The 7,472-nt window shown below is 73.7% G+C and carries 7 protein-coding genes; 5 read left to right on the top strand and 2 right to left on the bottom strand.

The window, feature by feature from the left end:
* Positions 1-70: 70 nt before the first annotated feature.
* Positions 71-253, top strand: a complete 183-nt coding sequence (locus ACFCY7_RS38800; protein ID WP_376490793.1) for a hypothetical protein — start codon at positions 71-73, stop codon at positions 251-253.
* A 477-nt stretch (positions 254-730) separates the two neighbouring features.
* Here ACFCY7_RS38800 and ACFCY7_RS38795 read toward each other — a convergent pair whose 3' ends face one another.
* The gene (locus tag ACFCY7_RS38795) at positions 731-2,080 is read right to left on the bottom strand and encodes an ABC1 kinase family protein (RefSeq protein ID WP_376490792.1); all 1,350 of its coding nucleotides are present in this window, start codon (positions 2,078-2,080) and stop codon (positions 731-733) included.
* 41 nt (positions 2,081-2,121) lie between these two features.
* Positions 2,122-3,330: a TOMM precursor leader peptide-binding protein gene (locus tag ACFCY7_RS38790; RefSeq protein WP_376490791.1), complete on the bottom strand. Its 1,209-nt coding sequence runs from the start codon at positions 3,328-3,330 to the stop codon at positions 2,122-2,124.
* A gap of 209 nt (positions 3,331-3,539) precedes the next feature.
* Between ACFCY7_RS38790 and ACFCY7_RS38785 the strand changes: the two genes are divergently transcribed.
* The 4 genes from ACFCY7_RS38785 to ACFCY7_RS38770 all read left to right on the top strand — a co-directional run bounded on the left by ACFCY7_RS38785 (position 3,540) and on the right by ACFCY7_RS38770 (position 7,441).
* Positions 3,540-4,115: a M48 family metallopeptidase gene (locus tag ACFCY7_RS38785; RefSeq protein ID WP_376490790.1), complete on the top strand. Its 576-nt coding sequence runs from the start codon at positions 3,540-3,542 to the stop codon at positions 4,113-4,115.
* A gap of 170 nt (positions 4,116-4,285) precedes the next feature.
* Positions 4,286-5,971, top strand: coding sequence for a TerD family protein (locus ACFCY7_RS38780; protein ID WP_376490789.1), 1,686 nt, complete (start codon positions 4,286-4,288; stop codon positions 5,969-5,971).
* 14 nt (positions 5,972-5,985) lie between these two features.
* On the top strand, positions 5,986-6,666 hold the full coding sequence (locus ACFCY7_RS38775) for an AIM24 family protein (RefSeq protein ID WP_376490788.1): 681 nt from the start codon (positions 5,986-5,988) through the stop codon (positions 6,664-6,666).
* 19 nt (positions 6,667-6,685) lie between these two features.
* Positions 6,686-7,441, top strand: coding sequence for an AIM24 family protein (locus ACFCY7_RS38770; protein WP_376490787.1), 756 nt, complete (start codon positions 6,686-6,688; stop codon positions 7,439-7,441).
* Positions 7,442-7,472: the final 31 nt, after the last annotated feature.

The following is a 7,472-nucleotide window of genomic DNA, read 5'->3' as shown; positions in this document are numbered from 1 at the left end:
GGTCCGAACGGACCGGCCCCCGCGGTGCGTTGTCCGCGCCGCGCCGTCGTGCCGGGCTATCGTCGCCAGGGTGAACGAAGCACCCGAGCCCGAGGAGCCCGTCTCCTGCGCCCGCTGCGGCCGGACCGCCGACGCCGTCCCCATGACCTGGACCTGCTCCGTCGAGAACGGCCGCCGCCAGTACTTCTGCGACGAGTGCGCCCGCGCCAACATCCGCGCCATCGAAGGCCGCCTGGACCCCTCCTGGTGGTAACCCCCACCCTCGCCGCTCCCGCCACCCTTCGCTGCGGGCATTCGTTCCGCTGGGGCGGTGCCACCCCGCTCCCGCGCCCACCCCGTTGTGGGCAATCGTTCCGCTGGGGCGGAACGGGTGGGCACAACGGACGGCGCCCCTTGCCGGGCCTAGGCTTCCGCGCCTGAACCCGCACCGGGTGCGCGTCGCCGTATGGGTGCGGGTCAAGGCACAGGGGGCGGAGGCGCTGCCGAGGGCGCCGTCCCGTGTGCCCACCCGTCCCGCCCTGGGGGTCCCCCCGGACGAAGTCTGGGGGAGGGACGATTGCCCACACGGGCAGTGGGCGACGGGACGACGGTCGGCGCGCGGGCCCACACGGCGGAGGGCGGCGGTGGGCGCAGCCCGCACGGTGGGTGGCGGGGTCCAGGCGCGGGCACGCACAGGGTGGCACCGGGGCCAGGGCGCGGGCCCGCGCGGGTGGCGGGGCCCGCCGGGGGGCTAGGCGGGGGACGGGGGTTCGAAGCCGGGGAGCCAGGTGGTTAGTTCGTCGCGGAGGCGCACCGTCGCGTTGAGCTGGCACAGCACACCGATCGTGCTGAGCGTCACGCGGTGTATCAGCAGATACGACGGCGGGAGGTTGAGCTGCTTGCCGAGCTGGTGCGCGGGGGAGCGTGGGTCGGCGATGCGGGCGGCCTGGGCGCGCATCCAGCCGCGGCTGAACTCGAAGGCGTCGACCTCGGCGGGCTCGATGATCGGCAGCAGGTACTCCAGGACCGCGTCGGGGTCGAGGGCGACCGACTCCTTGACGAAGCCCTCGCCGCGCAGCAGGTCGTAGACCGTCTCGGCGTCGCCGGCGAGGGTCATGCGGAGACAGGTGCCGATCGTCTCGGGCAGTCCGCCCGGAAGGCGGTCGACGGTGCCGAAGTCGAGGACGCCGAGGCGCCAGGCCTCGGGCCCGTCGTCCTCGCCGGGGCCGGGAAGCAGCCGGAAGTTGCCGGGGTGGGGGTCGGCGTGGAGGAGACCGGTGCGGGCGGGACCGGAGAAGAGGAAGCGGGCGAGGAGCTGGCCGGCCCGGTTCCGCTGGTCCTGCGTGCCGTCCGCGATCACCTCCGCCAGCGGGATCCCGTCCATCCACTCGGTGACGAGGACCTGCTCCGCCCGGTGGACCACGGCGGGCACGACCACGTCGGGATCGTCGGCGAACTCCTCCGCGTGCTTCTGCTGGGCCTCCGCCTCCAGGGCGTAGTCCAGCTCTTCGGACACCCGGTCCCGCATCTCGGTGATCAGCGGCTTGATGTCCATCCCGGGGATCAGCGGGCCGAGGAGCCGGGCGAAGCGGCTCAGCTGCGCGAGGTCCGAGAGCAGGGCCTCGCCGGCGCCCGGGTACTGCACCTTGACCGCGACCTCGCGCCCGTCGTGCCAGACGGCCCGGTGCACCTGGCCGATCGAGGCGGCCGCCGCCGGCTTGTCCTCGAACTCCACGAACAGCTCCCGCCACTGCGCGCCGAGCCGCTCCTCCAGGACGGCGTGCACGGTGCGGGTCGGCATCGGCGGCGCCGCGTCCTGAAGCTTGGTCAGCGCTGTTCGGTAGGGCCCGGCGACCTCCTCCGGGAGGGCGGACTCGAAGACGGACAGCGCCTGCCCGAACTTCATGGCCCCGCCTTTGAGCTCGCCCAAGACCTTGAACAGCTGCTCGGCCGTGCGCTGCTGGAGTTCGCGGGCGACGAGCTCCGCCGATCTCCCGCCGATCCGCTTGCCCAGCCCCCAGGTGGCCCGGCCCGCGAAGCCCAGTGGCAACGCGGCCAACTTGGCGGTCCGGGTGACCGCCTTCCGGGGAAGATCAGACATACGCCCCTCCAAAACCCAGACTGCCGTGCCGCGCAGGGCCGTTACCCCGCCATTGTGTCGTGCGTGCCTCCGGCTGCCGAGGCGCGCTCCCCCTCTTCGCCGCGCGCCGCCCCGCACGGGCAGGCCGGATGGGGCGTCAGTCGCTCCGCCCGCCACTCCAGCAGCGGCAGGGAGGTCTCCCAGCGGGTGCCCGTACTCGCCGGGAGGTCGCCGTCCAGGAAGGCCAGCGCGTGCGCGGCGGCGAGACCCGCCACCGCCGTCGCCAGGCCCACGTCGCAGGCGGGCAGCGGATGCGGGGCGCCGGAGCGCCACTGGGCGAGCAGCCGGGGCCAGACCGGCTCCCGGTCGGTCCGCCCCTCCTGGAGGCACCGCGCGCACGCCGTGCCGCCGGGCAGCACGAGCGGCCCGACCGTCCCGGTCGCCTCCAGGACCCCCGCGTAGAGGTGAGGGGTGCCGGTGGAGATCCACTGCCCGGCCGGCACCGGATCGGGGACGTACGCCCCGAGGCCGTCCCGCGGGGTCACCACCACGAGTGAAAGCCCGCGGGCGCCGCCCCTCTCACCCCACCCCTCGGCACCGCCCGCCCTGTCCCGCCCGTCGCGGCCACCCGGCGGCGTCCCTCCGCCCCGCCCCCTCCGGCCGCTGGAGGCGGCGCGGGCCCAGTGGCCGACCAGGCGGTGGGCCGCCGTGGTCCGGCGCTCGCCGACGGTCTCGGGGGACAGGCCGGACGGGGAGGTCTCCCAGGGTTCGACGCGGCCGGAGTCCAGCACGTCGACCGCGCCGACGCCGGCCGCCGCGAGCAGGGCGGCGACCGTCGTCCCCACCCGGCCCGCGCCCCTGACCTGGACGCGCAGGGAGCGCCGGGCCGTCAGCGTCCGTGTCGCGCGGTCCGGTTCGGGGTGGACCACGGAAAGGGAGGCGAGGTCGGCGCGGAGCGGATCGAGGGCCCGGTCCACCGCGCCGGCGGGCGGTCCGACGCGGCCGGGCCGTCCGGTCGCGGCGTCCGTGAGGAGCCCGGCCGACTCCAGTCGGCCGAGGAGCGCTTCCAGGTGGCCGTCCGGCAGGCCGAGTGCCCGCGCCTCGGCCCGGAGCAGCTCGGTCCCGCGGGTGCCGTCGAGCAGCCCGAGCACCGCTCCCGTGTCCTGGTCGACCGGGCCGAGGACCACCGCGTGGGCGGGGGTGACCCCGAACTGCACGCACTGGAGCCCTCGCCAGGCCCGCCGCAGCGCCGGCTTCACCATCGGATGCATTTCCCCGCCCCGCCCCGTGATCGCATTCATGATCGACAACGGCTCTTTCGCCGTCCGTGGTGAGAATGCCCCGCCGCCGTGACGGTCGCCGAAAGTTGTCCACAGGCCGGGGGAATAGTCATTCAAATGGTGTGCGGTGGGGTGGGAACGTTCCCGAAACCACTCCCGGGGCGGGACTTCCCGCGCCGCCAGCGGGTAACGTCGGGGCCGTGCCCGCCGACCCACAGCGCAGCGTGACCAGCAAGCCGCCCCGCGGCGCCGGGACGAGTGCGGTCGAGGTCCGCAGAAGCCCGCGGCGCAGCAGGACCGTGTCGGCGTACCGCGAGGGCGACCGGACCATCGTCCTCATCCCGGCCCGGATGTCGGAGGCGGAGGAGCGGCGCTGGGTCGGCGTGATGCTGGACAAACTCGCCGCCCAGGAGAACCGGAGCGTCCTCGGGGACCGCGAGCTGACCGAGCGGGCGACCCGCCTGTCGGAGCAGTACTTCGACGGCCGGGCCCGCCCCGGGTCGGTCCGCTGGGTGACCAACCAGAACACCCGCTGGGGCTCCTGCACCCCCTCCGAGGGCAGCATCCGGCTCTCCCACCGGCTCCAGGGCATGCCCGAGTACGTCGTCGACTACGTCCTCCTCCACGAGCTGGCCCACCTGCTCGTCCCCGGCCACGGCCCGGACTTCTGGCGGCTCCTGGAGGCGTACCCCCGCACCGAGCGGGCGCGCGGCTACCTGGAGGGCGTGGTCGCCGCCGACCGGCTGCCCCACCTCCCGGCCGCCCGCGAGGAGTGACGCCGCACGCGAGGCGCGGCGCCGCACGCGAGGAGTGACGGCGGCGGCACGCACGTGTGCGCGTGTTTCCCGATTCCGTACCGAAAACGACCCGACCTGTCTCAATGTCGCACTCAGCCGTTAGCCTGGCGCGAGCATTCGCCATTCGGGATGGGGGACGGTCGTTACGCATGGCCAGGGAATTCCAACGCGGCCACAAGGCCAAGATCAGTGATCTGACCGCGGGTACAGATCTGTACGTCGGTGTGCAGATCGCGGCGCCCGGATTGACCTTCGACATCAGCTGCTTCGGCCTCGACGCCGACGAGCGGCTCTCGGACGACCGCTACTTCGTCTTCTTCAACCAGCCGAAGACGCCCGAGGAGTCCGTCCAGCTGCTCGGGGCGCAGTCCGGTGACACCGAGTCCTTCCGCGTCACCCTCGACCGCATCCCCGCGAACATCCACAAGCTGTCGTTCACCGCGACGATCGACGGCGCGGGCCAGATGTCCCAGATCGGCCCCGGCCATCTGCGGATCGTGGCGGGCGGCGAGGAGGTCGCCCGGTACGCGTTCACCGGCGCGGAGTTCTCCACCGAGCGCGCGGTGATGCTCGGCGACTTCTACCTCAAGGACGTGTGGCGGTTCGCCGCCGTCGGTCAGGGCTTCGACGGAGGCCTGGACGCGCTCCTGCGGAACTTCGGCGGCGAGGTCGCCGAGGACGAGCCCGCCGCGCCGCAGCAGCAGGCCGCGGCCCCCGGCTTCGCCCCGCCGCAGCAGGCCGCCGCGCCCCCGGCCTTCGGCGCCCCCGCGCAGGCCCCGGCTCCCGCGCCCGCGTTCGGCGCGCCGCCGGCCCCGCAGGCGCCCGTGCCGCCCGCCCCCGCGCAGCCCGTCCACACGGCGCCGACGATGGTGGCGCCGATGGCGCCCGCCCCCGTCCCGCCGCCCGCACCGGCCCCCGCCCCGTACGGGCAGCCGCCGCAGCAGCCGCAGTACGGCCAGGTTCCGGGGCAGTACCCGGGCCAGGTTCCGGGCCAGGCGCCCGGTCAGTACCCCGGTCAGGGCCAGCCGCCGCAGACGCCGCCCTACGGGCAGCCCGCGCCCGCCCCGTACGGGCAGCAGCCCCCGGCCTACGGGCAGCAGCCCCCGGGCTACGGCCAGCAGCCCGCCGCGTACGGGCAGCCCGGCGGCGTCCCGCAGGGCGTCCCGGCGACCGGCGCCGGACTCGCCGCCGCGCTCGCGCCGTACAAGGAGACCGCCACCGGCGCCCGCTGGACCCCGCAGAACCAGCAGCTCATGCGGGTCGACCTGGCCATGGGCGGCGTGCCCGTCCTCGCCCGGCAGGGCTCCATGGTCATGTACCAGGGCAAGGTCGACTTCGGCTACAAGGGCGCGGGCTTCGCCGGCCGGGTCGTCGGCAACGCCACCGGCCAGGAGATGCAGCTGATGCGCTGCACCGGCCGCGGCCAGGTCTTCCTCGCCGAGAACGGCGCCCACCTGCACCCGATCGAGCTCCAGGGCGACGGCATCTGCGTCTCCGCCGAGAACGTGCTCGCGTTCGACGAGACCCTCCAGTACGAGGTCCGCCGCATCGAGGGCCACGGCATCCCCGGCGGCGCCCTGTTCACCATGCAGTTCCAGGGCACCGGCACGGTCGTCGTGAAGACCCACGGCGTCCCCGTCGTGCTGCCGGTGACGCCGACGACCTTCGCCGACTGCCAGGCCGTCGTCGCCTGGTCGTCCGCGTCCCAGGTCATCCTCTCCAGCCAGGTGCGGCTCCGCCGCAACGCCTACCCCGGCCACAGCGGGGAGACCGTGAACCTGCAGTTCCGGGGCGCCCCCGGCAACTTCATCGTCGTCCAGCCCTACGAGGTCTGAGGGAGCCCGAAGTCATGAACCAGCAACTCGCGGGCTACGCCCCGACCCCCGTCGCGGCCCGGATGGAGAACCACGGCCGCACCATGCTGAAGGTCGCCATGGCCACCGGCCAGGACCTGTACGCCCGGACCGGCTCGATGGTCGCCTACGAGGGCTTCATCAGCTACGAGCCCAACCCGCCCGCCGTCCGCCAGGTCGCCCAGCAGTGGGCCACCGGCGAGGGCGCGCCGATCATGAAGTGCACCGGCGACGGACTGCTCTACCTCGCCGACTACGGCGCCGACGTCGTCGTGATCAACCTCCAGAACGACTCGCTCTCGGTCAACGGCACCAACCTGCTCGCCTTCGACGCCCACCTCCAGTGGGGCGTCGAGCGGGTCAAGGGCCTCGCCAAGTTCGCCGGCCAGGGCCTGTTCAACGTGGAGATCGCCGGCACCGGCTGGGTCGCGCTCACCTCGCGCGGCACGCCGCTCGTCGTCGACTGCGGCCGCGGCGAGGACGAGACCTACGTCGACCCCGACGCGCTCGTCGCCTGGTCGCCGTCGCTCAAGGTCAAGGGCAAGCGCAGCTTCAAGGCGTCCTCCCTCATCGGGCGGGGCAGCGGCGAGGCATACCAGATGGCCTTCTCGGGCCAGGGCATCGTCGTCGTACAGCCGAGCGAGGACAGCACCGACCGCCTGCGGGTCCGGGGCTGAGGGGGAGCGAGAACACACCATGCAGAGCCCGCTTTTCAACCACGCCGAGCAGCAGAGCCAGGAGCGGTACGTCATCCAGAACCCGCAGCTGCTGCGGGTCAGCCTCACCGGGCAGGACGACGTCCTCGCCCGCAAGGGCGCCATGGTCGCGTACCAGGGACTCGTCGACTTCGACGGCGAGTACAAGACCCCGAGCCAGCGGCGGGCCCAGGCCCGCACCGGTGAGGGCCTCGACCTGATGCGCTGCTCCGGCCAGGGCACGGTCTACTTCGCCAACCTCGCCCAGTACGTCCACGTCGTGGAGGTCGAGCAGGAGGGCCTCACCGTCGACAGCTCCTACGTCCTGGCGCTCGACTCGACCCTCCACACCGAGGTCATCGCCGTCGACAGCCAGTACGGGATCTCCGGCTCCGGCAAGTACCAGCTCAACATCTCCGGCCGCGGCAAGGTCGCCCTGATGACCTCGGGGCAGCCGCTGATGATGCAGGTCACGCCCGACAAGTACGTCAGCGTCGACGCCGACGCGATCGTCGCCTGGTCCACCGGGCTGCGCGTCCAGATGCAGGCGCAGACCACCAACTCCAGCATCCGCCGCCGGCGCGGCGACACCGGAGAGGGCTGGGAGCTCAGCTTCCTCGGCCAGGGCTTCGCGCTGGTCCAGCCCAGCGAGGTCATGCCCCCGCAGAACGCGGCCATCGGCCAGGGCATCGCCGCCCAGTTCGGCGCCGGACAGCACGGCTCCCACGCCCAGAACCAGAACAACGCCTGGAACTGAGCACACGGGCACGGGGAAGGGGGCGGTCGCC

This window comes from Streptomyces sp. NPDC056361, assembly GCF_042262805.1.
Classification (GTDB): Bacteria; Actinomycetota; Actinomycetes; order Streptomycetales; family Streptomycetaceae; genus Streptomyces.
This window is presented reverse-complemented; position numbering and strand designations above follow the sequence as displayed.

Bases quoted from the DNA above. Each gene is read 5' to 3' on its own strand.
- ACFCY7_RS38790 (WP_376490791.1), bottom strand. From the start codon at position 3,330: ATGCATCCGATGGTGAAGCCGGCGCTGCGGCGGGCCTGGCGAGGGCTC.
- ACFCY7_RS38795 (WP_376490792.1), bottom strand. From the start codon at position 2,080: ATGTCTGATCTTCCCCGGAAGGCGGTCACCCGGACCGCCAAGTTGGCC.
- ACFCY7_RS38780 (WP_376490789.1), top strand. From the start codon at position 4,286: ATGGCCAGGGAATTCCAACGCGGCCACAAGGCCAAGATCAGTGATCTG.
- ACFCY7_RS38775 (WP_376490788.1), top strand. From the start codon at position 5,986: ATGAACCAGCAACTCGCGGGCTACGCCCCGACCCCCGTCGCGGCCCGG.
- ACFCY7_RS38770 (WP_376490787.1), top strand. From the start codon at position 6,686: ATGCAGAGCCCGCTTTTCAACCACGCCGAGCAGCAGAGCCAGGAGCGG.